24 protein-coding genes are annotated in these 21,997 nt (G+C 72.2%); 15 read left to right on the top strand and 9 right to left on the bottom strand.

Annotated features, from left to right (window positions below; all coding sequences use genetic code 11):
- Positions 1-43 precede the first annotated feature (43 nt).
- Positions 44-1,045: a hypothetical protein gene (locus tag ABZ078_RS09535; protein WP_356573332.1), complete on the bottom strand. Its 1,002-nt coding sequence runs from the start codon at positions 1,043-1,045 to the stop codon at positions 44-46.
- Positions 1,046-1,120: 75 nt separating this feature from the next.
- The gene (locus tag ABZ078_RS09530) at positions 1,121-2,761 is read right to left on the bottom strand and encodes a substrate-binding domain-containing protein (RefSeq protein ID WP_356573330.1); all 1,641 of its coding nucleotides are present in this window, start codon (positions 2,759-2,761) and stop codon (positions 1,121-1,123) included.
- A gap of 201 nt (positions 2,762-2,962) precedes the next feature.
- On the opposite strand from ABZ078_RS09530, the gene ABZ078_RS09525 reads away from it, so the two are divergent.
- From ABZ078_RS09525 to ABZ078_RS09515, 3 genes are all read left to right on the top strand, one after another.
- Positions 2,963-5,683: a helicase C-terminal domain-containing protein gene (locus ABZ078_RS09525; RefSeq protein WP_356573328.1), complete on the top strand. Its 2,721-nt coding sequence runs from the start codon at positions 2,963-2,965 to the stop codon at positions 5,681-5,683.
- Positions 5,684-5,871: 188 nt separating this feature from the next.
- Positions 5,872-6,000 (top strand): hypothetical protein, encoded by a 129-nt coding sequence (locus ABZ078_RS09520; RefSeq protein WP_356573327.1) that lies wholly within the window; start codon positions 5,872-5,874, stop codon positions 5,998-6,000.
- A 110-nt stretch (positions 6,001-6,110) separates the two neighbouring features.
- Positions 6,111-6,326, top strand: coding sequence for a hypothetical protein (locus tag ABZ078_RS09515; RefSeq protein ID WP_356573325.1), 216 nt, complete (start codon positions 6,111-6,113; stop codon positions 6,324-6,326).
- Here ABZ078_RS09515 and istB read toward each other — a convergent pair.
- Entirely contained in the window at positions 6,295-7,548 is a 1,254-nt protein-coding gene (gene istB, locus ABZ078_RS09510; RefSeq protein ID WP_356573587.1) for an IS21-like element helper ATPase IstB, read from the bottom strand. The genes ABZ078_RS09515 and istB overlap by 32 nt on opposite strands.
- A gap of 132 nt (positions 7,549-7,680) precedes the next feature.
- On the opposite strand from istB, the gene ABZ078_RS09505 reads away from it, so the two are divergent.
- Entirely contained in the window at positions 7,681-9,324 is a 1,644-nt protein-coding gene (locus ABZ078_RS09505; RefSeq protein WP_356573323.1) for a DNA repair helicase XPB, read from the top strand.
- Between the two features lie 70 nt (positions 9,325-9,394).
- On the opposite strand, the gene ABZ078_RS09500 is transcribed toward ABZ078_RS09505, so the two are convergent.
- Complete coding sequence (locus tag ABZ078_RS09500; RefSeq protein WP_356573321.1) at positions 9,395-9,574, bottom strand: hypothetical protein; 180 nt, start codon at positions 9,572-9,574, stop codon at positions 9,395-9,397.
- Positions 9,575-9,862: 288 nt separating this feature from the next.
- On the opposite strand from ABZ078_RS09500, the gene ABZ078_RS09495 reads away from it, so the two are divergent.
- Complete coding sequence (locus ABZ078_RS09495) at positions 9,863-11,911, top strand: UvrD-helicase domain-containing protein (protein ID WP_356573319.1); 2,049 nt, start codon at positions 9,863-9,865, stop codon at positions 11,909-11,911.
- Positions 11,912-11,936: 25 nt separating this feature from the next.
- Here the strand turns inward: ABZ078_RS09495 and ABZ078_RS09490 are convergent, their stop codons facing one another.
- The gene (locus ABZ078_RS09490) at positions 11,937-12,632 is read right to left on the bottom strand and encodes a copper homeostasis protein CutC (RefSeq protein WP_356573317.1); all 696 of its coding nucleotides are present in this window, start codon (positions 12,630-12,632) and stop codon (positions 11,937-11,939) included.
- 282 nt (positions 12,633-12,914) lie between these two features.
- Positions 12,915-13,601 (bottom strand): hypothetical protein, encoded by a 687-nt coding sequence (locus tag ABZ078_RS09485; protein ID WP_356573315.1) that lies wholly within the window; start codon positions 13,599-13,601, stop codon positions 12,915-12,917.
- 319 nt (positions 13,602-13,920) lie between these two features.
- Between ABZ078_RS09485 and ABZ078_RS09480 the strand changes: the two genes are divergently transcribed.
- The 3 genes from ABZ078_RS09480 (at position 13,921) to ABZ078_RS09470 (ending at position 16,308) form a co-directional block, all read left to right on the top strand.
- The gene (locus tag ABZ078_RS09480) at positions 13,921-14,565 is read left to right on the top strand and encodes an HD domain-containing protein (protein WP_356573313.1); all 645 of its coding nucleotides are present in this window, start codon (positions 13,921-13,923) and stop codon (positions 14,563-14,565) included.
- Between the two features lie 27 nt (positions 14,566-14,592).
- A complete protein-coding gene (locus ABZ078_RS09475) occupies positions 14,593-15,720 on the top strand; it encodes a GNAT family N-acetyltransferase (RefSeq protein ID WP_356573311.1) in 1,128 nt (375 codons plus the stop codon).
- Between the two features lie 114 nt (positions 15,721-15,834).
- Positions 15,835-16,308 (top strand): carboxymuconolactone decarboxylase family protein, encoded by a 474-nt coding sequence (locus tag ABZ078_RS09470; RefSeq protein WP_019754974.1) that lies wholly within the window; start codon positions 15,835-15,837, stop codon positions 16,306-16,308.
- A 37-nt stretch (positions 16,309-16,345) separates the two neighbouring features.
- Here the strand turns inward: ABZ078_RS09470 and ABZ078_RS09465 are convergent, their stop codons facing one another.
- Positions 16,346-16,615 (bottom strand): DUF4031 domain-containing protein, encoded by a 270-nt coding sequence (locus tag ABZ078_RS09465; protein ID WP_356573309.1) that lies wholly within the window; start codon positions 16,613-16,615, stop codon positions 16,346-16,348.
- Positions 16,616-16,642: 27 nt separating this feature from the next.
- Positions 16,643-17,029: a hypothetical protein gene (locus ABZ078_RS09460; protein WP_356573307.1), complete on the bottom strand. Its 387-nt coding sequence runs from the start codon at positions 17,027-17,029 to the stop codon at positions 16,643-16,645.
- 55 nt (positions 17,030-17,084) lie between these two features.
- Here ABZ078_RS09460 and ABZ078_RS09455 point away from each other — a divergent pair, with 55 nt between their 5' ends.
- The 5 genes from ABZ078_RS09455 (at position 17,085) to ABZ078_RS09435 (ending at position 20,492) form a co-directional block, all read left to right on the top strand.
- Positions 17,085-17,993 (top strand): MurR/RpiR family transcriptional regulator, encoded by a 909-nt coding sequence (locus tag ABZ078_RS09455; protein ID WP_356573306.1) that lies wholly within the window; start codon positions 17,085-17,087, stop codon positions 17,991-17,993.
- A 145-nt stretch (positions 17,994-18,138) separates the two neighbouring features.
- On the top strand, positions 18,139-19,074 hold the full coding sequence (gene murQ / locus ABZ078_RS09450) for an N-acetylmuramic acid 6-phosphate etherase (protein WP_356573304.1): 936 nt from the start codon (positions 18,139-18,141) through the stop codon (positions 19,072-19,074).
- A 182-nt stretch (positions 19,075-19,256) separates the two neighbouring features.
- Complete coding sequence (locus ABZ078_RS09445) at positions 19,257-19,442, top strand: SMI1/KNR4 family protein (protein WP_356573302.1); 186 nt, start codon at positions 19,257-19,259, stop codon at positions 19,440-19,442.
- Positions 19,443-19,501: 59 nt separating this feature from the next.
- The gene (locus ABZ078_RS09440; protein ID WP_356573300.1) at positions 19,502-19,624 is read left to right on the top strand and encodes a hypothetical protein; all 123 of its coding nucleotides are present in this window, start codon (positions 19,502-19,504) and stop codon (positions 19,622-19,624) included.
- 25 nt (positions 19,625-19,649) lie between these two features.
- A complete protein-coding gene (locus tag ABZ078_RS09435) occupies positions 19,650-20,492 on the top strand; it encodes an aldo/keto reductase (RefSeq protein ID WP_356573299.1) in 843 nt (280 codons plus the stop codon).
- On the opposite strand, the gene ABZ078_RS09430 is transcribed toward ABZ078_RS09435, so the two are convergent.
- Complete coding sequence (locus ABZ078_RS09430; RefSeq protein WP_356573297.1) at positions 20,489-20,752, bottom strand: hypothetical protein; 264 nt, start codon at positions 20,750-20,752, stop codon at positions 20,489-20,491. The two genes, ABZ078_RS09435 and ABZ078_RS09430, sit on opposite strands and share 4 nt — an antisense overlap.
- Positions 20,753-20,868: 116 nt before the next feature.
- Here ABZ078_RS09430 and ABZ078_RS09425 point away from each other — a divergent pair, with 116 nt between their 5' ends.
- A complete protein-coding gene (locus ABZ078_RS09425) occupies positions 20,869-21,708 on the top strand; it encodes a helix-turn-helix transcriptional regulator (RefSeq protein ID WP_356573295.1) in 840 nt (279 codons plus the stop codon).
- Complete coding sequence (locus ABZ078_RS09420) at positions 21,692-21,901, top strand: DUF397 domain-containing protein (protein WP_356573293.1); 210 nt, start codon at positions 21,692-21,694, stop codon at positions 21,899-21,901. Before ABZ078_RS09425 ends, ABZ078_RS09420 begins: the two co-directional genes overlap by 17 nt.
- Positions 21,902-21,997: the final 96 nt, after the last annotated feature.

The following is a 21,997-nucleotide window of genomic DNA, read 5'->3' as shown; positions in this document are numbered from 1 at the left end:
CCCCGAGGGACAGACGCCGGGCGGGTGTGATGTGCGCCGGGGCCTAGCCCTTCCTCTGTGACCGCCAGACGATGAACAGGGCCGACGCCACCGCCGCTCCCCGCAGCACCCACGGCCAGGTCTCGGCGATCGCGGCGTTCGTCCCGCCCTCGGCGATGGCGGTGCCCCAGCGCTCGTTGGCGCGGCCCCAGAGCCAGACGACGCCGGCCGTGAGGGACAGGCCGGGGAGGATCACGACCGCCCACTTGGTCTCGGCGTCGGACAGGCGCCGCGAGCCCCAGGCGATGAGCCAGCCGAGGAGCAGGACCACGAGGTTGCCGAGGACGGCGCCGGCCACGAGGAGGGCGGCCGAGAGCAGGAGGAGGGGGTTGCTCCAGCGGCCGGTGGGCAGGGCCGGGCGGCGCAGGAGCCGGCGGCGGGGGGCGCTTTCGGGCGCCGTCTCCTCGGCCTTCTCGACGGCCGCGGCGGGCTCCTCGGCCGGCTCCTTCTTCCGCAGCGGGTCGTCCTGCGCGGGCGGGCGTCTGAGCATCTCCGGGATCTCGACACCGCCGACGAATCCCGGGACGTCCTCGCCGGGGCCGAAGGGGCTGCTGTCGGCCCGCCACCAGTCCGGCTGGAGCGCGCTGCCCCCGAGATCCGCCGTGCCGGCGAGGTGGGGCGGCGGGGGCGCGTCGTCGGGGGCCGCCGAGGGTTCGGCGGGGCGCGGGCGCGGCACGATGCGGCGCAGCCCCTTGGGGCGTTGCCGGTCGGCCTCGCCGCCGCCGCTGTCCGGCTGCGCCGGAACGGAGGCGACCGGCGCCCGGGGGGCGGGGGCGGCGTCGCCGCCCGCGGCCGTGACGACCTCGTCCGGGGTGCCGAGGCGGGCGATGATGCGGCGGACGGCGGCGGGACTGTCGACGGGCGCCTTCGCGCGCCGCCGGTCGATCTCGCCGCGCAGTTCGGACACCAGGCGCATGCGGGTGGCCGACGGCAGTTGCCGCTGCTGCGCCACGTCACCGACGCGGCTCAGATACTCGTAGACGACCTGGTCGCTCTCGATGCCCACGAAGTCCCCTCCGGGGTGGGTGCGTTGGATACCCCCTGGGAGGACGTTAGCGCAGGACAGGCCGGGTGGTGCGGGTCAGGCAGGGCGGCACTCCCCCGAGTTCTGCACTTCGGAGCACAGGCCGTGGCCGTGCTCGTGGAGGATGTCGCGGCCGCTCTGCTGGGTGAGGAAGTTCAGGAAGGCGGCGGCGACGGAGCCGGCCGGGGGCTCGCCGTAGGTGTAGGCGAACTCGGTCTGCCAGTAGGGGTAGTTCGTCTCCTCCACGCCCTCGGCGGTGGGCTGCTTGCCGTCGATCGCCACCTTGACGAAGCGGTCGGCGCCGCCGTGGCCGTCGACGACCGCGGCCTCGCTGTAGCCGAGGGCACCCGGGGTAGAGGCGACCGTGTCGAGCAGGGTGTCCGTGCTGTTGACCTCGCAGCGGCCGTACGCCCCCGCGTCCAGGGCCGCGCAGTCGGTCTCGGTGAACTGGGGCGGTTCGCGGCCGTCGAGGACCTTGCGGACGAGGGTGCCGCGGGTGCCGGAGCCGGGGTTGCGGTTGACGAGGTGGACGGGGACGTCGTTGCCGCCGACCTGCGACCAGTTCTGGACGCGGCCGGCGAAGAGGGCGCGGATCTGGTCCAGCCTCAGGTTCTCCACGCCCGCGTCCTTGTTGACGACGAGGGTGAACACGGAGAAGGCGACGGGCCTGGGGATCAGCCGGGGGTGTCCGGCGGAGGCGAGGCCGTCGGTGAAGGCCAGGTGGTCGCCGAGTCCTTCACCGACCGGGACCTTCGCGTCCTCGCCGGCCGCGTCCAGGGCGGTGACGCCGTCGGTGCTGCCCCGGAAGGTGTCCTTCTCCAGCGGAATCGCCACGTTCGCCCCTTCGCACCGCTGGAGGTAGTCCTCGGCGGCGGCGCGCACCGCGGGCGCGAAGGCGGTGGAGCCGTGCAGGTGCAGGGTGCCCTCGACGCAGTCCAGCGGGGGCCGCCGGTCGTCGCGGAGGAAAAGCGTGAAGCCGGCCTGGACGACGACGGCCGCGATCAGCATCCAGATCGCCCACCAGGCGGGCCGGGAGGCGAAGACATGGCTCTCGGTCCTGGTCGCCTTCAGACGGAAGAACCTCACCAGCGGGTCGTACCAGCGGTCGTGCCCGTCGGTCCCTTGGACGACGGGGTCCGGGAAGGTGTCGGTGCTGTGGTCGTCGGGCCAGCGTTCCAGCACGACGAGCACCTTGTACTCGGCGCCCCGGGGCAGGGTCACCTTCGGCAGCCGGATGGTGCCCGTGCGGTCCCGGGCGTTGTTGCTGCGGCGGAAGCCGGGTTTGGCGACGATGCGGAGGTTGTCGCCCTCGGTCACCTCCTCGAAGAAGAAGTCGCGCAGCGCGTTGTTGCTCGGGTCGGTGAGGACCACGGCCGCGACCCGGCGGTCCCGGAAGGTGACCTTGATGCCGTAGGGGTCGGCGGGGTCGGCCAGGTAGTCCTCCGAGACGATCTTGGCCGATCCCGCGTTCTCGATGCGCAGCAGCACGAACGAGGGGTCCTTGAGCTGGTGGCCCTCGTGCTGCATGTCCCCCAGGACACCGGCGTACGGCTTGTCAGCGGCGTCCGCGGCCAGGGTGTCCATCTGCACCCGGTAGCCGAGCCGCTTGCGGCCGACGATCGCGAACTCCCACAGGAACGCGGCGACGGGGAACCCGAGGCTCAGTATCGCGATCCACTGCTCGACCTGTTCGCTCACCGCCGGGCCCCCCGAATTCCCTTGAACCATGAAGTGGTTGGCAGGGAGCCCAGGGTGACGAGTGGGTGTGCGGTGGTGCCAGAGGCGCCGGAATCCTCCGGCTGATGTTCATCCGGGGGCCAACTACGAAACGTTCCGTTCGCCCAGGAGCCGCCCGGCGCACTCCCCTGCCCCGTCCCTCCACCCGGTAACGTGAGTCGGATGAGCGACCCGGCTGCACCGCCCCGTTCCCTCGCGGAAGCGCTCCGCGCGCGGGACGACGTCTCCCTGGCCGTGCTCCTGCGCAGCCGTCCCGACCTCATCACGCCCGTCCCCACCGACCTCACCCAGCTCGCGACCCGCGCCGGCACCCGGGCCTCCGTCGTGCGCGCCCTGGAGCGGCTGGACCGTTTCACGCTGCAGACGGCTCAGGCGCTGGCCGTGGCGTCGGATCCGGCGGCGTACGACGAACTGCTCGGCCTGATGAGCGGTGACGAGGGCGACCCGGCCGTGGCCGGCGCGCTGCCGCACGCCCTGGGGACCCTGCGCGCGCAGGCCCTGGTGTGGGGCGCCGACGACCGGCTGCGGCTGGTGCGTACGGCCCGGGAGCTGCTCGCGCCCTCGCCCCAGCATCCGTCGCCGACCGGTCTGGGCCCGACGGTGCAGGAAGCCACCGCGGGCATGTCGCCGGGCCGGATCCAGGAGATCGTCACGACGGCCGGGCTGCCCTCGACCCACGACGCCGTGTCCGCCGTGTCGTCGCTCACCGCCCTGTTCACCGACCGGCGGCGCATGGCGGCCCTGCTCGCCGACGCCCCGGAGGAGTCCCGGGAGGTCCTGTCCCGCCTGGTCTGGGGGCCGCCGTACGGCCAGGTCACCGCCGACCCGGCGCCCCGCCTGCGCTGGCTCCTGGACCGCGGCCTGCTGCTGCCGACGGCGCCCGGCACGGTCGTGCTCCCCCGCGAGGTGGCCCTGCATCTGCGGGCGGGCCGCGCCCACCGCGCCACCGAGCCGTTGCCGCCGCCTGTGGAGGCGGCCGCGACGCACCGTCCACAGGTTGTGGACGCGACGGCGGCCGGGCAGGCGTACACGGCGCTGGCGACCGTCGAGGAGCTGCTGAAGGACTGGCACGAGGGCGGCCCGGCCGTGCTGCGGGCGGGCGGCCTGAGCGTGCGCGACCTCAAGCGGACCGCCGTCGCGCTGGACGTTCCCGAGCCCGTGGCCGCCTTCTGGGTCGAACTCGCCTACGCCGCGGGGCTGCTGGCCTCCGACGGCGAGGCCGACGAGCGGTACGCGGCGACCCCGGCCTACGACGAGTGGCTGGACCAGCCCGCCGCGCAGCGCTGGGCACGGCTGGCGCAGGCGTGGCTGACGGCGACGCGTACGGCGGGGCTGGTCGGGGGGCGGGACGCGAAGGACCGTACGTTGTCGGCCCTGGGCCCGGGTCTGGACCGCTCCGCCGCGCCGGAGGTGCGGCACCGGGTGCTCACCCTGCTCGCCGGGCTGCCGGAGGGGGCGGCCCCGTCCGCCGAGTCGGTGTTGGCCCGCCTGCGCTGGGAGCGGCCGTTGCGCGGCCCCCAGCAGGAGGACGATCTGCGCAGCAGGCTCGCCCGGTGGACGCTGAGCGAGGCGGAGCTGCTGGGGGTGACCGGACGGGGGGCGCTGGCGGCGCACGGGCGGGCGCTGCTGGGGGCGGCGCCCGCGGCGGAGGCCACCGGGAAGCCGGCGACGGGACAGCGCGACGCCGGGCCCTCGGCCACCGGCCCCTCGACCAGCGGCCCCTCGACCAGCGGCCCCTCGACCAGCGGCCCTTCGGGTGCCGGTCCTACGACGACGGCCGCCGCTCCCTCGGCGTCGGCCCCGTCCGGCTCCCCCGTCGGCCCCGGTGACAAGCTCCCCGTCCATCACGAGCACCCCCACCCCGCCGCTCCCCCGGCGTCCGTCCCCCCGGAGCCCCTCTCCCCGGAGCCCCTCTCCCCGGCCGAGCAGGCCGTCGCCACCGCTGCCGCCGCCCGCCTGCTCGCCCCGCTCCTCCCCGAGCCGCTCGACCACGTCCTGCTCCAGGCCGACCTGACGGCCGTGGCGCCGGGGCCGTTGCGGCGGCCGCTCGCCGACATGCTGGGGGTGCTCGCGGACGTGGAGTCGAAGGGCGGGGCGACGGTGTACCGGTTCACGCCGGGCTCGGTGCGCCGCGCGCTCGACGCCGGCCGCAGCGCCTCCGACCTGCACGCCTTCCTCGCCGAGCACGCGCGCACGCCGGTGCCGCAGCCACTGGCGTACCTGATCGACGACGTGGCCCGTAAGCACGGCCATCTGCGGGTGGGCGCCGCTTCGGCGTACGTCCGCTGCGACGACGACGCGATGCTGAACGAGATCCTCGCCGACAAGCGCGCCGCGGGCCTGCGCCTGCGCCGGCTCGCGCCGACGGTGCTGGCCGCTCAGGCGGACCCGGCCGCGCTGCTGGACGGACTGCGCGCGATGGGCTTCGCCCCGGCCGCCGAGTCGGCGGAGGGCGATGTCCTGATCACCCGCGCCGACGCCCACCGCACCCCGCCGCGCACGCCCCCCGAGCCGGTCCCGGACGGTCCGCCGACGCCGGACGCCACGCTGCTGGCGGCCGCGATCCGCGCCATCCGGGCGGGCGACCTCGCCTCCACGACACCCCGCAGGCCGAGCGCGGACTCGGTCCCCGCCCCCGGCGGCGAACTGCCCCGCACCACCTCGGCCGAGACCCTCGCCACCATGCAGGCCGCCGTCCTGACCGGCGAGACGCTGTGGATCGGGTACGTCAACGCCGAGGGCGCCGCGAGTCAGCGGGTCATCGCGCCGGTGCGGGTCGAGGGCGGGTTCGTGACGGCGTACGACCACACCGCGGACGAGGTGCGGACGTATCCGCTGCACCGGATCACCGGCGTCGCCGAGCTCGCGGACGACGAGAGCTGAGCCCAGCTCCGCCGCCGGCCCCGCCGGCCCACTCGTTCGGGTGTACCGGGCGTTTCATGCACGCCACGCCGGTCTCTTCCAACTCTTGAGGGACCTTTCGGGCCCTTCCGCATCGCCTCGCGCGGCGCCGGGCAGCCACCGGATGTCCTGATCACGCTCAAGTGAGCGCAACAGAGAGGTAGTTGTCCATGCGCACAGCTCGTCGTCTTGCCACCGTCCTGGCCGCCGCGGCCCTGATGATGGGTGCCTTCACCTCCCAGGCGGCGGCGGTCAGCGTCGATGTCGCCGGGCTGGTCATCGAGACCCCGCAGATCTGACCCGACCGCAGCGCACGGCTCGGGCCGGTCCCGGCGCCCCGGGACCGGCCCGCGCGCCCGGCGCCCCCGGTCGCCTCCGCTCCTCGTACGTGAAAGGCCCTGAAGTCCGCATGCCCGCAAAGCGCCCCGTCCGCGCCCGTTCCGCCGCCGTCGCCGTCGTCCTCTCCGCGGCCGCGATGGTCACCGCCCTCGCCCCCGAGGCCGCGGCGGCCCCCTCGGCCCTGCCGCTGCCCCTCCCGGCGGCCGGCACGGAGTCCCTGGTCACCGAGGGGATCACCATCGAAGGACCGCTGATCAACAACCTCGGTCTGCCCACGCCGAAGTGACCCGGCGCATCCGGTAACTGTCCCCCTCGATCCGCACCACCTCCGCATGGTGGGCCAGCCGGTCCACCATCGCCAGGGCGGAGGGGCCGCCGAAGATCTCGTCCCAGCGGCCGAGGGGACGGTCGGTGGTCACGATCAGCGAGGCGCGTTCGTAGCGGTGCGTGACCAGCTTGAAGAAGAGGGCGGCGGCCTCCGCGTCGAAGGGCGTGTAGCCGACCTCGTCGACGATCAGCAGGGGGTGGGCGTCGAGCGCGTCCAGTTCCTCGGTGAGCCGGCCTGCGTCCCGCGCCGCGGCCAGCCGGGCGGCCCACTCGGCGGCGGTCGCGAACAGCACCGAGTGGCCCGCCTGGCAGGCGCGCACGCCGAGGCCGACGGCCAGGTGCGTCTTGCCGGTGCCGGGCGGGCCGACGAAGACGACGTTGCGGCGGGCGGCGACGAAGTCCAGCTTGCCGAGCCGGGCCACCGCGTCCTGGTCGAAGGAGCGGGGGTGCTCGGCGTCGAAGTCCTCCAGCAGCTTGCGGGCGGGGAACCCGGCGGCGCGCAGCCGCTGCTCGGTGCTGGGCTCGTCGTCGTGCGAGGTGGCCTGGGCCGGGACGAAGACCTTCTCGGCGGGCCGCTCGGCGGCGTGCTCGGGGTGCGTGTGGTGCGCCTGGTGCCCGCCGTGCGCGTGCTGAGAGGCCCGCTCGGCCTGCGCGGCCATCGGCCCCGACATGTACGCGAGGATCGCGGCCGACGCGATGAAGGCCATGTGGATCACCGTGCCCCACAGCAGGGAGTGGCGCGAGGTGTGGTGGACGTCCACGAACATCTGGAGCAGGTGGACGGAGGAGATGCCCACGATGGCGGTGGCGAGCTTGACCTTCAGCACGTTGGAGTTCACGTGCGAGAGCCATTCCGGCTGGTCGCGGTGGCCCTGGAGACCGATGCGGGAGACGAACGTCTCGTAGCCGCCGACGATCACCATGATCAGCAGATTGGCGATCATGACGACGTCGACGAGCTTGAGCACGGCGAGCATGACGTACGTCTCGGTCGCCTGCCCGGTCACGCACCGGAGGATTAACGCCCACAGCTCGTTGAAGAACTTGTAGACGTACACCCCCTGGGCGGCCACGAGGCCGAAGTAGAGGGGGGCCTGCAGCCAGCGGGTGGCGAACAGGGCGTACCCGAGAGTGGTGGTCGGCGGGGAGGGATCACGGCTGATGGGCGGCACGGTCGGCAATTCTTCGCAGGTGCCGCCGTCCAGGTGAAACCGCGCCACTCACACGGATGAAAAGACATCCTGTAGGACTCCGGGAACGATCAGGCACACTTGACGTTTGGCCCCACCGAACATCCGGAAAGGCAGCCACGCGTGAACGGACCCCTGATCGTCCAGTCGGACAAGACCCTGCTCCTCGAAGTCGATCACGAGCAGGCCGACGCGTGCCGTAGGGCGATCGCGGCGTTCGCCGAGTTGGAGCGGGCGCCCGAGCACATCCACACCTACCGGGTGACGCCGCTCGGCCTGTGGAACGCGCGCGCGGCCGGGCACGACGCCGAGCAGGTCGTGGACGCGCTGGTGACGTACAGCCGCTACCCCGTGCCGCACGCGCTGCTCGTGGACATCGCGGACACGATGGACCGGTACGGCCGGCTGACCCTGAGCAAGCACCCCACCCACGGGCTCGTGCTGACGACCACCGACCGCCCGGTGCTGGAGGAGGTGCTGCGCTCCAAGCGGATCGCGCCCCTGGTCGGCGCCCGCATCGACCCGGACACCGTCGCCGTGCACCCCTCGGAGCGCGGGCAGATCAAGCAGACGCTGCTGAAGCTGGGCTGGCCCGCCGAGGACCTCGCCGGGTACGTCGACGGCGAGGCGCACCCGATCGAGCTGGCCGAGGACGGGTGGGCGCTGCGGCCGTACCAGAAGCAGGCCGTGGAGAACTTCTGGCACGGCGGGAGCGGGGTGGTCGTACTCCCCTGTGGCGCCGGCAAGACGCTGGTCGGGGCCGGGTCCATGGCGCAGGCCAAGTCGACCACGCTCATCCTCGTCACGAACACCGTCTCGGCCCGGCAGTGGAAGCACGAGCTGGTGAAGCGGACCTCGCTCACCGAGGACGAGATCGGTGAGTACAGCGGCACGCGCAAGGAGATCCGCCCGGTCACCATCGCCACGTACCAGGTGCTGACGACGAAGCGGAAGGGCGTCTATCCGCACCTGGAGCTGTTCGACTCGCGGGACTGGGGACTGATCGTCTACGACGAGGTGCACCTGCTGCCGGCGCCCGTCTTCAAGTTCACCGCCGATCTGCAGGCCCGGCGCCGGCTCGGGCTGACCGCGACCCTCGTCCGGGAGGACGGGCGCGAGTCCGACGTCTTCTCGCTCATCGGCCCCAAGCGGTTCGACGCGCCGTGGAAGGAGATCGAGGCGCAGGGCTACATCGCGCCCGCGGACTGCGTGGAGGTGCGGGTCAACCTCACCGACTCCGAGCGGCTCGCGTACGCCACCGCCGAGCAGGACGAGAAGTACCGCTTCTGCGCGACGACCGACACCAAGCGGAAGGTCACGGAGGCCATCGTCCGGCGTTTCGCCGGGCAGCAGATCCTGGTCATCGGGCAGTACATCGACCAGCTCGACGAACTGGGCGAGCACCTGAACGCGCCCGTGATCAAGGGCGAGACCTCGAACGCCCAGCGCGAGAAGCTGTTCGACGCCTTCCGGCAGGGCGAGATCAGCGTGCTGGTGGTCTCCAAGGTCGCCAACTTCTCCATCGACCTGCCGGAGGCCACGGTCGCCGTCCAGGTGTCGGGCACCTTCGGCTCCCGCCAGGAGGAGGCCCAGCGTCTCGGCCGCGTGCTGCGGCCCAAGTCGGACGGCCACCAGGCGCACTTCTACTCGGTCGTCGCCCGCGACACCATCGACCAGGACTTCGCCGCCCACCGCCAGCGCTTCCTGGCGGAACAGGGGTACGCGTACCGGATCGTGGACGCGGACGAGATCCTCGCGGAAGGGTAGCGGGCGCCGGGGCGGGGCCGCTGGCGGCCCGGACGGTCACTCGCGGCGGACCGTCACTCGCGGCGGACCGTCACTTGCGGCGGACGCCCGCTTCCTCGGCGTACTCACCGAGGATGATCACGTCGAAGGCCGCACCCGCGAACACCTTGACGGCACGCAGGGCTTCGCCGAGGCGGTGGCGGTGGTTCCCCTGGAGCGCCGTGGCTCCGTGGGGACCCACGGGGGCTGGGTGGATGGTTGCTGCGCTCATGTCTCCCATGATGGATTCGCAGACATAAAGACGGCATCGGCCTGCGGGGCGAAGCCGCCCACCGTCCGCGTACGCCTCCGGACGGACCGCTTACCCCCAGGGAGGAGGGCGGCATCCCCTAGGGGACGGAGCGTTCAGGGCGCCGGGGGTGAATATTCGTTGGCGTTCGTCTTCCCCGCTCATCTAGGATCTCCGCTCTTGCCCGCCTCCCCCGCGGAGTGCCACCGCCCGGACGGAAACCGGTCGGTTCTCTCACCCACCTACCTGTAGGTCCCCCGGAGGCACCCCGTGTCCACGCCCGTCGACGACGCCCTCGACCCGCTCTCCCGAGAGCGCTCCCACCTCGCGCGGTCCCGCGCCGCCCTGCGTGCCATGCGCGAGGACGTCGAGTCCCTCGACATCAGCGACGTCACCGCGAACTGGGTCAACGCCGAAGTGCTGGCCCACCAGATCGACGAGCGCATCAAGGCGCTGGCCGACCTCAGCGACACCCCGCTGTTCTTCGGCCGGCTCGACTACCTGCACGCACCCGGCGTCGAGGCGGCGGAGGGCGCGGAGGGGGAGCGCTTCTATATCGGTCGTCGGCATGTGCACGACGCCGAGGGCGACCCGATGGTCATCGACTGGCGGGCGCCGGTGTCCCAGCCGTTCTACCGGGCCTCCAAGAACGACCCGATGGACATCGCGCTGCGCCGCCGCTTCGGTTACACGGGCGGCGACCTGACGGCGTACGAGGACGAGCACCTCTCCGATCCGGCGGAGGCGGCGAAGACCAGCAAGCTGCTCCAGCAGGAGATCGAGCGCCCGCGCGTCGGCCCCATGCGGGACATCGTGGCGACGATCCAGCCGGAGCAGGACGAGATCGTACGGTCCGGGCTCGGCGGAACCGTGTGCGTGCAGGGCGGGCCGGGCACCGGGAAGACGGCCGTCGGCCTGCACCGGGTGGCGTATCTGCTGTACGCCCATCGCGAGCGGCTCGCCCGCACCGGCACGCTCGTCATCGGGCCGAACAAATCCTTCCTGCACTACATCGAACAAGTGCTTCCGGCCCTGGGTGAGTTGACGGTTCGTCAGGCGACGGTGGACGACCTCGTCGCGCATGTCGAGGTGCGTGGCACGGACGACGCGGCGGCCGCGGTCGTCAAGGGTGACGCGAGGATGGCCGAGGTGCTGCGGCGGGCCGTCTACGCGCACGTGACCATGCCGACCGAGCCGGTCGTCGTCGTCCGCGGGTCGCGCCGCTGGCGGGTCCCGGCGTACGAAGTCGAGGAGATCGTCCGCGAGTTGCTCGCCCGCGGCATCCGGTACGGCGCCGCCCGCGAGGCCCTGCCGCAGCGGATCGCGCACGCGGTGCTGGTGCAGATGGAGCGGTCGGGTGAGGCGCCGGACGACCGGGTGCAGGACTCGGTGGCCCGCAACAGCGCGGTGAAGGCGGCCGTGAAGGCGATCTGGCCGCCGGTCGAGCCGGCGAAGCTTGTGCTGCGGCTGCTCGCGGACGCGGACTTCCTCGCCGAGCACGCGCGGGGGCTGCTGAGCGAGGACGAGCAGAAGACGATCCTGTGGGCGAAGCCGGCGCGGAGCGTGAAGTCGGCCAAGTGGTCCGCGGCGGACGCGGTGCTGATCGACGAGGCGAACGACATCGTCGCGCGCACGCCTTCGCTCGGCCATGTCGTCCTCGACGAGGCGCAGGACCTCTCCCCCATGCAGTACCGGGCGGTGGGGCGCCGCTGCACGACCGGTTCCGCGACCGTCCTCGGGGACCTGGCGCAGGGCACGACGCCCTGGGCGACGCGGAGTTGGGACGAGGCGCTGGCCCACCTCGGCAAGCCGGACGGCGTGATCGAGGAGCTGACGGCCGGTTTCCGCGTCCCGACGGACGTCATCACGTACGCCTCCCGTCTCCTCCCGCACATCGCGCCGGGCCTGACGCCGGTGGCGTCGATCCGTGAGAACCCGGGGTTCTTCGAGGTCCGTGCGGTGTCGGACACCGCCGAAGTGATCGCGTCCTGCGAGGAGTTGCTGCGCAACGAGGGCTCGATCGGCCTGATCGCGGCCGACGCCCGCGTCCCGGCTCTCACTCAGGCGCTCGCGGCCGCGGGGATCACGTACCTGGCCCCCGGCGAGGAGACGACCGAGCACTCCCGCCTGACCCTGGTCCCGGCGTCCCTCGCGAAGGGCCTGGAGTACGACTACGTCGTCCTGGACGAGCCGCAGGCCGTCGTGGACGGCGAGCCGGACGAGCGGACGGGTCTGCGACGGCTGTACGTCGCCCTGACCCGAGCGGTGTCGGGCCTGATCGTGACGCATGCGGCGCCGCTGCCGCCGCAGTTGGGCTGAGTCGGGGGCGGCCCCGCCGGGCGGGCTAAGCAGCCCCGTCCAGCACGAGCCTCCACTTCGCCACCGCCTCCGCCGAAACCGGTCGCTGCCAGCCGTCCGGTCGCGCCGCCCCGCCGATGTGGAACGCGTCGATCCCCGCGGCCAGCAGCTTCGGCAGGTGATCGAGGCGCAGTCCGCCGCCCACCATGATCCGCTGCTCGTAGCCGGGCTCCCCGCTCCGCGCCGCCTCGGCGAGCAGCGTGGGAAGGCCGTCGTCCACCCCCGCCGCCGAGCCGGCCGTGAGGTAGGTGTCCAGCCCGGGCGTGCCGTCCAGTTGCTTGCGCAGCGCGTCCCGGTCGGCGGCCTGGTCGATGGCGCGGTGGAAGGTCCACCGGCACCCGTCCAGCTCGCCCACCAGCCGCTCGACGGCCCGGAGGTCCACCCCGCCGTCGGCATCGAGGAACCCGAGCACGAACTCCTCGGCCCCGGCACCCCGCATCTCGCGAACCACCGGCACCAGCCGGTCGAGGTCCCCCGCCGCGAACCCGGCCGCCGGCCGCAGCATCACGCGCAGGTCGATGTCGACGGCGGCCCGGATCCCGGCGACGGTCGCCACGGCCGGCGTCAGTCCGTCCGCCGCCATGTCGGTGACCAGTTCGAGCCGGTCCGCACCTCCGGCCTGGGCGGCGACCGCGTCCTCGACGCCGAGGGCGATCACCTCCAGGACTGCACGCTTGCTCATGGGACCCCATTCCTCGGCATCGGACGGCGACGGCGGACCTACAGGTCTAGTCCAATCCAGAGTACGCTTGCCCCACGGAAGATCCCCTCAACCCCCCTGACACCGGACAACCGGCGTTTGCAGCAGCACCGGCGGAAGGGGATGCTTCTCGGTCAGGGATCGTTCGGCGAACGGGCCTCGGTGGTCCAGGTGCCGGGTGGCCGCGGGCGGTACTGCGCAAGCGCCGGGCTGCGGTCGGGGTTCCACCAAGGCCACGTCCTTCGCCGTCAGAGGGTCAACGGGTCAGTTGTGGATGTTGAAGCTCCCGTAGTCCCGCACCTTGATGTTGTCCGCCCAGTTGCCCCACCTGATGTTGGCGTCCCAGCGGTACCCCTTGTTCCCGTTCCGGCAGACGTTGTCGTACGCCGGTGTGCGGACGAAGCCGCCGACGAAGTCACCGCTCCGCCACCGACGCTCGACCACGCTGATGGGCTGGGCGAACTGGCCCGGCCTGTACCAGACCCCGGACGTGTAGGTCATCGTGGTGGAGCCGCTCTGGCCGTACCCCCCGACGAGCGAGGCCATCGCGCTGAACGGCTCCTTCTTGGCATCGCCTCCCACGGTCAACCCGACCGACCACTGGTACGACGTCGTCTTGGCGATCGCCTTGGTGTACGTGCAGTTCTGCGGGGCGTTCCACGGGCACTGTTCGACCGGCCCGCGCCACACCCAGTCCTGCCAGGTCTTGTTGGCCTGCTGACGCTGCACGGCATAGGTCACCCTGCCCTTGTGCTGGTCCGCCCTCCTGATGTCCGCGGTGCCCGCGCCGAAGCAGAACTTGCCGTCCCCGTCCGCCGCCGAGGCCGGGCCCGACGTGAAGATCACGAGGGGGGCCAGAACGGCGACGACGAGGGGCGCCCCCTTGCGGAACAGGTTCCGCTTCGGACGCGTGGAGGATGCGCCCCCTGTTGTACGGCGTTGAACGAGCATGGTCACTCCTGATGTATCTGGGCGCCGGAGCACTTGCGACCGGCTGTTGCCGCCGACGCAGCTGCAACTGCGGCCGAAGATGTCAGGCGGCGGGTTGTTTGGCACCCCGTTTCATCAGGGCAATCAATCCCGCGGACACCTGATCCGGGTTGCGGTTCCCCTGGCCTCGAACAGCGGTTGCTCACGCCGCGGGCGTGATGTCCGGGCGAGCAGGGCAGGGCAGGGCAGGGCAGGGCAGGGCAGGGCAGGGCAGGGCATCGGAATGATCATCACATCGGAGGCTGTGTCCGCACATCGACGCATCCGCGAGAATGATGCCATGGCCGATCCCGAAGCCCTGCGCGCGCGCTTCACCCAAGCCCTGGACACCGCCCGCTCCCCCGCCACCACCCCCGACCCGGCCCCCTACGCCGGCAATCTCCTCGCCCGCTGGCAGGAACCGCAGCGCCGCTACCACACGCTCACCCACCTCGCCGCGGTCCTGGACCACATCGACGAGCTCGCCGACCACGCCGACGACCCCGACGTCGTACGCCTCGCCGCCTGGTTCCACGACGCGGTCTACCTGCCCGACCGCTCGGAGAACGAGGAGCGCTCCGCCCGCCTCGCCGAACGCGCCCTCCCGGAGGCCGGTGTCCCCGCGGAGCGGACCGCCGAGGTGGCCCGCCTCGTCCGCCTCACCACCACCCACGCCCCGGCGCCGGACGACCGCAACGGCCAGGTCCTGTGCGACGCGGACCTCGCGATCCTCGCCGCCCCGCCCTCCGCGTACGCCGCCTACACGGCCGCCGTCCGCGAGGAGTACCACTTCGTCCCGAACGACGCCTTCCGCGAGGGCCGCTCCGCGGTGCTGCGCCAACTGCTCGCCCTGCCCCACCTGTTCAGCACGCCGTACGGCCAGGAGAAGTGGGAGGCCACGGCCCGCTACAACCTCTGCGCCGAGCTGGAAATGCTGTCGCTGTGACCAGTGCGCCCCCGTAGCCTGCTCGGCATGCGAGACATGAGCGGGGAACACGTACAGGCGGCGGTGGCGAGCTGCGTGGCGCTGCTGCGCACGGCGGCGGACCGGGACTGGACGGCCCAGCGGGCCGGGCGGCTGGAGTGGGACTGCCACGCCACCGCGTTCCACATCGCCGAGGACCTCATCGCCTACGCCGCCAACCTGGCCGGACGCGCCCAGAACGACTACGTCCCGTTCGACATCACCCTCGACGAGGGCACCGACAACGAGGGCCTGCTCCACGTCATCGAGACCACCGGCGCGCTGCTCACCGCCACGGTCCGCACCACCCCCCGCGAGGTCCGCGCCTTCCACCCGTACCCCTTCCGCAGCGCGAACCGCGAGGGCTTCGCCGCGATGGGGGTCGCGGAGGTCCTCCTCCACACGCACGACATCGCCGAGGGCCTCGGCCTGGTGTACGAACCGCCCGCCGAACTGCCCAAGTTCGTCCTCACGACGATCTTCCCGCACGTACAGCGCGAGAGCGACGACCACTGGGGCACCCTGCTGTGGGCCACCGGCCGCGGCGACCTGCCCGGCCGCGCGCCGGTCACCGAGTGGCGCTGGCGCAACAACCTGGTCATCCCCACCGACCGCCTCACCCTCCAGGGCGTCACCCCGGCGGCCGCCGCCGACCTGAGCGCGGGCGGCGACGGCGGGTTCACCTGGGTCGGGGGCGGCCCCTTCGAGGGGACGAGGGAGGCGGCCGGGATGGTGCTGAACGCCTACGAGACGGGCGTGCACCGCCCCGAGTTCGGACTGTTCGTCCTCGTGCGCAAGGAGGACGGTCGCGCGGTCGGCGGCATGGGCTTCCACGGCGTCCCCGACGAGGACGGGCGGGCGGAGGTCGGCTACGACCTGGTGGAGGCCGCCCGCGGGCACGGCTACGCGAGCGAGGCGCTGAGCGCGCTGTCGGAGTGGGCGCTGGCCAGGGACGACGTACAGCTCCTCTGCGCCACCGTCGAGGCCGGCAACCTCCCGTCGCAGGGCGTCGCCTCGCGCGCCGGGTATGTGCGGGCGACGGCCCAAGAGGCAGGGGAAGGGGAAGGGGAAGAGGGAGGGGGCGAGGACGGCGCGCTCCAGCTGTATGTCCGTGGGGGACCGCAGCAGGCGGCCTAGCCCGGGCCGCGGAACCCAGACGTGAGTGACCCACGTCACGCCCGCCCGTGTCACATCCCGCCGAGCCGTTCCGTCATAGCTGTGTAATCCACGACAACGGCCAAGGAGTTCGCCATGGGCGCCCGCCTGAACGTCTTCGAGATCCCGACCGCCGGCAAGGTCATCAAGCACATCGTCTCGGCGAGCAAGGTGGTGCACGACTCGCCGCTGCCCGTCACCACCCAGCACCTGGTGACGCTCCGGGCAAGCCAGATCAACGGCTGCGGCTTCTGCACCGACATGCACAGCAAGGACGCCGTCGCCGCGGGCGAGGACTGGCTGCGCCTCAACCTGGTCGCGGCGTGGCGGGAGGCCACCTGCTTCACCGAGGCCGAGCGTGCCGCGCTGGAGCTGGCGGAGGAGGGCACCCGTATCGCGGACGGGGCCGGCGGGGTCTCGGACGAGGTCTGGGAGAACGCCGCCAAGCACTACGACGAGGAGCAGCTCGCCGCCCTGGTGTTCCTGATCGGCCTCATCAACGCCTTCAACCGGATGAACGTGATGATCCAGCAGCCCGCCGGCGACTACCAGCCGGGGCAGTTCGCGTAGCGGGGAGCGCCTGACCCCGAGGGCCGGGGCGGCGGGCCTAGCCCGTCGCCCGCCTCTTCGGTCTGCGCAGGCCCGCCCCCTGCAGCAACCGCACCACCTCACGGCTGCTGACCTCCACGGCACCCGCGCGCACCGCGTCGGCGTACCGGTGCGACGGGATGTCGTAGTGATCCCGCTCGAAGGCCCGTCGCGGCACGCCCAACCGCTCGGCGAAGGTGTGCAGTTCGTCGTACGACATGTCGCTCACGAGGTGCGACCACATCCGCCCGTGCCCGGGCCAGGTCGGCGGGTCGATGTAGATCGTCACGACGTCACGCGTCCCTCACCCGTCCCCTCACGAGGGCGGCGTCCCGCCCGCACCGCACGATCCCAGCGAGCCCACGGCCGCGACCTTCACCCCCGCCTTGTGGCACACCCAGTGCGGGTCGGGCCCCAGTTCCGGCTCGACGTCCAGCGCGTGCGGGTCGCCGGAGCCGCACACCGGGCACAGGGGCCAGCGGCCGTGCCGGTCCAGCAGCGCGTCCTGCACGTCCTGGGCGACGAGCCCGGCCACGTACGCCACGCCTTCCGGCCACTGCTCCACCCACCAGCGCCGCTGTACGACCGCCTCCTCGACCAGCGACACGACGTCCGCCTCGGCGACCTCGCCCGCGACGAGGTCGGCGAGCACGAGGGCGCGGGCCGTGTGCAGCGCCTGCTCCAGCGGACTGATGGATTCCATGCCCCTATTGTGCGCACTCTTGACCACGACACCGAGATGAAAATACCTTTCAAAGGTGACCCGTGACGTGAAGGAAACTTTCGGCGGTGGCCCTCCGCCCGCACCCGCCGCCCTCGCGGCCAAGGTGCGCACGCTCGCCCCGTCGATGACCCGCTCCATGCAGCGCGTCGCCGAAGCGGTCGCCGGCGACCCGGCGGGCTGCGCGGCCCTCACGGTCACCGGCCTCGCCGAACTCACCGGCACCAGCGAGGCCACGGTCGTCCGCACCGCCCGCCTCCTCGGCTACCCCGGCTACCGCGATCTGCGCCTCGCGCTCGCCGGCCTCGCCGCCCAGCAGCAGTCGGGCCGCTCGCCCGCCATAACGACCGACATCGCGGTGGACGACCCCATCGCCGACGTGGTGGCGAAGCTCGCCTACGACGAGCAGCAGACCCTCGCCGACACGGCCGCCGGTCTCGACACGGCCCAGCTCGGCGCGGCCGTCTCGGCTGCCGCCGCCGCCCGCCGCATCGACGTGTACGGCATCGGCGCGTCCGGGCTGGTCGCCCAGGACCTCACGCAGAAGCTGCTGCGGATAGGGCTGATAGCCCACGCCCACAGCGACCCGCACCTCGCCGTGACGAACGCGGTGCAGCTGCGCGCGGGTGACGTGGCGATCGCCATCACGCACTCCGGCTCGACCGGGGACGTCATCGAACCCCTGCGGGTCGCGTTCGAGCACGGGGCCACGACGGTCGCCATCACCGGCCGCCCGGACGGGCCGGTCACCCAGTACGCCGACCACATCCTCACGACGTCGACGGCTCGGGAGAGTGAACTGCGTCCCGCGGCGATGTCGTCGCGGACCAGCCAGCTTCTTGTGGTGGACTGCCTGTTCGTGGGTGTCGCCCAGCGGACCTACGAGACGGCGGCGCCGGCGTTGGCGGCGTCCTATGAGGCGCTGGCGCATCGGCATCGCAGGTAGACCGCAGGACCGACGGTCGTGGTGTCGTCCGCGGGGCCGGTGTGGCCGGTCGCGCCGCGCCCGCACGGCGGAGCCGCACGGCGACACCGCCCCGCGCCCTTTGGGTTGGACCGCACACCCGGAACTGGAAAGAGCCACCTACCTCATGACCTCCACCTCCGACCCCCGTGATCTCCGCAGCGAGCTGGAGACCCTGACCACCGAGGCGTTCCGCCCCGAGCTCGCCGAGATCGACCAGCTCCCGACCCTGGACATCGCCCGCCTCATGAACGGCGAGGACGCCTCCGTACCGGCAGCCGTGGCCTCGCGCCTCCCCCAGATCGCCGCCGCCATCGACGCGATCGCGGACCGGATGGCCCGGGGCGGCCGCCTGATCTACGCGGGCGCGGGCACGGCGGGCCGCCTCGGCGTGCTGGACGCCTCCGAGTGTCCGCCCACCTTCAACACCGACCCCTCGCAGGTCGTCGGCCTCATCGCGGGCGGCCCGGAGGCGATGGTCACCTCGATCGAGGGCGCCGAGGACTCCGCGGACCTGGCCCGCGCCGACCTCGACGCCCTCGCGCTCGCCCCCGCCGACACGGTGGTCGGCATCTCCGCGTCCGGGCGCACCCCGTACGCCGTCGGCGCGGTCGAACACGCCCGGGCGCGGGGCGCGTTGACGGTCGGCCTGTCCTGCAACCCGGGCAGCGCGCTGGCGGCGGCCGCCGAGCACGGCCTGGAGATCGTCGTCGGACCGGAGCTGCTGACCGGCTCCACCCGCCTGAAGGCCGGGACCGCCCAGAAGCTGGTCCTCAACATGCTCTCGACGATCACGATGATCCGCCTCGGCAAGACCTACGGAAACCTGATGGTCGACGTCCGCGCCTCCAACGACAAGCTCCGCGCCCGCTCCCGCCGCATCGTCGCCCTGGCCACGGGCGCGGACGACACCGACATCGAGCGTGCCCTGACACAGGCGGGCGGCGAGGTGAAGACGGCGATCCTGATCCTGCTGGCCGATGTCGACGCCCCCACGGCGACGAGGCTCCTGGCGGAGGCGAACGGGCATCTGCGGGCCGCCGTGCGGGCGGACGGATCCTGACCGACCCGGCGGCGCTCCGGCCTCCCCATGGCGTTCGCAGCGCCTTGCCGCCGGTCTGCTGTGGGACAGTCATGCTCGTCCCGATGGTTACGGGTCTCGGCTCTGACCCTCGCCGCCGGGATCACGGCCGTACCCCTGCGAGGACACCGCGTCACCAAGACGCCGCCCAAGCTCTCACCGACGTGACCGAAAGGCGGGACATCGACTGGCAGGCGGCCCAGGCACGGTGGGGCACCGGGTTCCCGCAGGACTACATGGCGTTCATGTCCGTGTACGGCGTCGGCTCGATCACCTCGGAGGAGGCGATCGGCCAGATCGAGATCCTCGGGCCGTTTCCCTCGGGCAGCCATCTCTCCTGTGCTGGCTGACCAGCGATCCGGACCCCGGCAGATGGCCCGTCCTGCTTTTCGACCGTCAGGAACTCCTCGTGCCCTGCAGGGTCGTCCCCTACGGCATGGTCGAGTTCCTGCGCAAGCTCCTCGCACGCGAACTCGCCCCGACCATGGACTTCGCACCCGGGCCGCGCTTCGTTCATCGCCACGAGCGGTGACATCTCGCCCTGTTAGCGTGCCCGCATGACGGCACCGACGACGTTCCCCATAAGCGGCGACCTCGAAGTACGGCGGCTCGGATACGGGGCCATGCACCTGCGGCCGGAGACGGCGGAGGCCCGCGCGGACTGTCTCGCGGTCGCCCGACGCGCGGTCGAGCTGGGCGTCACGCTGATCGACACGGCGCACATGTACGGCTGGGGAGCCAACGAGGACCTCCTGGCCGAGGCCCTGCACCCGTACCCGCACGACCTCCTCATCGCCACGAAGGTCGGCATCCGGCACACGACCTCCGGCGAGGGCTGGCGGCATGCGGGCGAGCCGGCCGATCTGCGCGCCCAGGTCGACGAGGCCCTGCGCCGCCTGAGCCTCGACCGTATCGAGCTGCTCCAACTCCACCGCCTCGACCCGGGCGTACCGCTCCCCGACCAGCTCGGCGCCCTGCGCGACCTGCGCGACGAGGGCAAGGTGGGCCGGATCGGCCTGTCCGAGGTGACGGTCGCCGAGCTCGCCGAAGCGCGCGCCATCGTGGACATCGCGAGTGTCCAGAACCGCTACAACCTCCTCGACCGCGAGCACGAACCCGTGCTGAGGGCCTGCGAGGCCGCGGGCATCGCCTTCCTGCCCTGGCGGCCCGTCGCGGCCGGGAAGTCCGGGGCCAGGTCGGAGATCGCCGCCGTGGCCGAGGAACTCGACGCCACGCCGACGCAGGTCGTCCTCGCCTGGCTGCTCGCCCACTCGCCGGTGATCCTCCCCATCCCGGGGACGGCGGACATCGCGCACCTGGAGGAGAACCTCGGCGCGGACGCCGTCCACCTCACCCGGGAGCAGTACGACCGCCTGAGCCGCGCCTCCGAGTCGGACTAACGCGGCAGTCTTCCCTGCCGGTTGATCTTCCGGACCCGCGCCAACAGCTCCTCCTTCGTCGGCGCGGGTTCCACCGGCTCCCCCCGCAACACCGCCGCCAGCCGCTCGGCGGTCCGCACGTTGCAACGCCCGAGCTGGACGAGAGCGAACGGCTCGTCACTGGCACCGGTCACCGGGTCCACGCACAGGGACGGCAGCACGATGCCCACGCCTCCGAGCGCCAACCGCAGGGACACCACGACTTCTTCGGTCGACCGCACGCTGAACTCACCTCTCTACGCAGAGTTTGCGATTCACAACGCAGCGTGTCGGCTACGGCTCTAATCTGGCCATACGGGCGCCTCAACAATCACGGCTGGTGGACAGGGAGTTGCACATGCCAGGACCAAAAGACCTCGACCCGTCATCATCGCCGCGTGCACTGCTGGGCGCGGAACTCCGTCACGCGCGTGAGAAGGCCGGGCTCAGTCAGGCAGAAGTCGGCCAACGGCTGTTCGTGAGTGGCTCGTTCATCGGGCAACTGGAGGCGGGAACGCGTCGTATGCAGCCGGACAGCGCGCGACTGCTGGACGAGATGCTTGATACGGGCGACTTCTTCCAGCGGAACTGCGGGGCGGCTGCCAAGTCCCGCTACACCGAGCACTTCGCAGAGGCGGCGGAGGCAGAAGCAGAGGCCACGACGATTCGCCAGTACGCGCCGCTGCTCATCCCCGGACTGCTGCAAACGCCTGCGTACGCACGGGCCGTGAACCGCGCGTACGAGCCGACGGCGCCCGAGGAGACCGTCAACGAGTGGGTGGAAGGCCGGATGGCACGAACCCGCCTGCTCGACCACCCAACAAAGCCGTTGTTGTGGGTGGTGCTTGATGAGGCGGCCTTGCGCCGGGAGACCGGCGGGCGGTCGGTGATGGCGGAGGCCCTGCACCATGTTGCCGATCTGGCCCGCCGGGGCCGGGTCATCGTGCAGGTACTGCCATTCAGCGCGGGAGCGCATACGGCGATGCAGGGCGCCCTGAAGTTGATGGACTTCGAGGACGCCCCTCCGCTGGTCTACTTCGAGGGGGTCCGCGTAGGACGACTGGAAGACGACCCAGCCACCGTCGCCCAGCTGAAATTGACCTTCGAACTCCTCGTGGCCACCGCGCTCTCGCCGGAGAAGTCTCTAGCCCTGATCGAGGGGATGGCGCAGGATTACGCCCATGAGGAACATCCCTGAGCAGCACCTGAACGCGGCCACCTGGCACAAGTCCAGTTACAGCGGCGGCGGTGGCGACGACTGCCTCGAAGTAACCCCCGACTTCCCCACCTTCGTACCCATCCGTGACTCCAAGAACCCCCAGGGGCCGAAGCTCATCTTCGGAACCCCGGCCTGGGGGGCCTTCGTCGAAGACATCAAACGGTCTCGATGAGCCAGAACGGCGCCGCATCCACCAGCGGCGCCGCCGACGTCACATGCCTCCACCGTCGCCGACTTCGGCGGTCCTGTCCTGGACGAAAGTTCCGAA

Source organism: Streptomyces sp. NPDC006385, assembly GCF_040612485.1.
Classification (GTDB): domain Bacteria; phylum Actinomycetota; class Actinomycetes; order Streptomycetales; family Streptomycetaceae; genus Streptomyces.
Note: the sequence above shows the minus strand (reverse complement) of the source record. Positions and strands in the feature narration are given on the sequence as shown.